This is a genomic window from Polynucleobacter sp., assembly GCF_040400325.1.
Taxonomy (GTDB): Bacteria; Pseudomonadota; Gammaproteobacteria; order Burkholderiales; family Burkholderiaceae; genus Polynucleobacter.
Map to the genome: position 1 here is coordinate 1 of NZ_JBBAQK010000035.1, position 2777 is coordinate 2777.

Sequence of the window (2777 nt, forward strand, 5' to 3'; positions counted from 1 at the left end):
GAGAGAGTTAGACTCCTCCTTGTTATCTCTAGATTTTGACCTTGTTTCCATCTCATGGAGCAATGTTGCTCCAGCAGAGGCTGGTCGTCTTAGATAAGAGGGTGGGTTGTAAGGAGGATCACTGAATCTCTGTCCAGATCTTCCTCTACCACCTGATATGTTTCTGGGTCTGGGATCTCCCAAGGGACTGGTATTAGCCGCATAGGGCACATTTACCAGACCTATTCCCGGAGTGCTCTGCACTGCTGCAGCCTGATGCTGAGTGGGCCTGGTTTGGCCTTCAGGCATAGGGTGAGATGACCAGGAGGGATTTTTTGGATGCTCTGGAAGAACATTTTGAAAAAAGCTCTCTGATGCATGCAATAGCAAGTCAGGATCATCTACTGACATATCGATGGTTCGATCAGAAGCATCTTGGTAGTGCTCCTTATCGTTCTCATCTTTTATCTCATGTTCATGACCTTCATAGGTCTGAAACATTTGATTTCCTGGCTCTTGCAGGTTTTGAGCCGTAGCACTGTGGCCTGATAAAGGGTCCAAAGTGTTTGGCTGGTTCGACTCTCGAAGCTGGGCAAATAGATTTGCATTTCTGCTTTTCCACACAGCCTCAGCTCTGCTAGCATTTTCAGCAATCTTCTGAAGTCTAGCTTGTTCTCTATCTCTTTCTACATGTTCGTTCATGCGAGATCTGCGAATTCTGTCGGCCTCAGCGAAAGATCTGGGATTTCTATCCTGATCAGAGGCATTGGCGGCTTGAGAAGCGGCTGCTGAATTAGCAGTCCTTCTAGCTAGTTCCTCTCTTAACCTTTGGTCCATGTCTAGTTCATAGCCTAGATTAGGAGGAGGGTTAGAGACTGGAGGGGCGCGCCAGACAGGCCTAAGAGGCTGCTGCTGCTCCCTTGGAGGAGGCTGAGGTTGCCTAACAGCTGGTTGCTGCTGAGGTATCCTTGGGGGAGGCTGCTGCTGATTTCCTTGTCCTCCTTGCATTTGGTGCAGGGGATTTTGGTAAATCACAGGCCGGTACTGGTGTGTACTTTGATAAACTTCTTCTCCATAGAAATCATAGGGAAGTTTTTTTCTAAAGTAGTCACACTGCATGCTGTTTAGCTGTATCTGGCTGGCCAGAGGCTGGTTATTTACAGACCTGCCAAAGGTGAGCGGAGATGTTAGCACTACGTTAGCACGCCTTTCTGCTGCTAGAACTATTCTCCTTATCTCTGGAAGAGCTAAGGGAATGCAGTCTAGACTAGCCTTTCTAATATCCTCTATTAGAGGACAAGCTATACTGTCTGGTGTCAGAGATATCAGGGCTGTCCTGAATATCTGATCACGCAGAGGCAGATTGTCTGCTTGGGCTACTGGATGCATTTTGTCAACTAGGTTTTCTAGCCTGGCCATAGCAGAGGTGAGATCCTCATTGGCTTTTCTGTGGAAGACTAGCAGCTGCTGTCGGTACAGTGTCAGCTTGTCTATCCTGCCGTCCAGTTTCAGGAGAAATACAGCAATTTCATTTGCTGTTTTTTCCTGAAGCAACTGAATTTGTTCTGGCATTAGTCTAGAGATGATTCGCAGCAAAGCTGTTCTCATCATCAGGAACGTATACCGTCTGTCTCTTGCTAGACGTTTTAGATTCGCTAGGCTGGAACGCCAGTCTACGATTGTGCAGTGTGGGTCAAGAAAGATCAACTCAGCATTTTCATATGCTGCGTCAGAGCTTTCTGGCCTGGTTAGCTCAGTCCATTGGACATTGTTGCCATTGGGTTCACCGGCAGAGACATAGTACAGTCTAGAACCTCTAGACTGCATCCAGTCCATAAGGTTCCTGGGAGCAGCGGCTCCGGCAGCATTGACATGATTTGCACATGCATCGCCCCACTCTCGGACTGTCATGCCATTGCATTCAAAGTCGAATACTGGGTCTGCATCGACTCCCTCATTGAGGTTCAGTCTAGCGACCAATGCTTGTAGCGGATTTGCTTGCGCATCCGCTGCTGCATCTGGGAACAGGGGCTGTCCCTGTGGGTTCTGCGTTGCTCTGATGGCATCGCATAGTTCCCGGAGATTGTTTTGGATGACATACTCTGTCTTGAAGGAAGAATAGTCAAATGATGAAGTCATTATGGCTTCAATATTTGGCCTATGGCCTCCTGCAGAAAATAAAGTAGACAAAACTACTAGTTTTCTTATTTGAATTCTAGCGCTAACTAGCGTAACGTAGTTGTCAGTATACAACGAATAACAATCGAAATGCCGGTCAGGCCAGCAATTTTCAACGTTAAGCGGAGATATAAGATTCCACGTTTGTAGAGTTCGTGATTTCCGAAATTTAGGTCACGGGAGAAATGCCAGACAAGCCAGCCATTTTCAAGCGTTAACTAAATGTAGGAATCCGGACAATACAGAATATATTCAGCGAGAATCGCACTTGTTTTTCAATAAAACAGCGAGATAATAGCGAGATGTATGTAGCGAGAATCGCGCTTGTTTCTCTATGAAACAGGGATAAGCGTACAGTGAATAATTCAATCGGTTAAACAATGAAAAAGATAGCTAGCCAAAGGATCGCCATGTTTTGAAATTGTCTTTTTGGGGGTACATAGGTTTGAATCATTGGTATATGAATCTAACTCTTTTAAACAGTTGAGAATACAGAGGTTCGTTAGTCCTTTAACACAGACTACACTACGACTGGTATTCAAACACAGACTACACTAAGACTTAGGTACAGGATTCGTGTCTCTAAGATTAATCTGTTTTATTGTTAAACCGAAAGATTC

The 2777-nt window shown here is 45.6% G+C and carries 1 protein-coding gene; it reads right to left on the reverse strand.

Annotated elements, in window-relative coordinates:
- Positions 1-2232 (reverse strand): hypothetical protein (locus tag ABWP14_RS11340; protein WP_353203081.1); only part of this gene is annotated, 2232 nt, incomplete at its 3' end.
- Positions 2233-2777 lie beyond the last annotated feature (545 nt).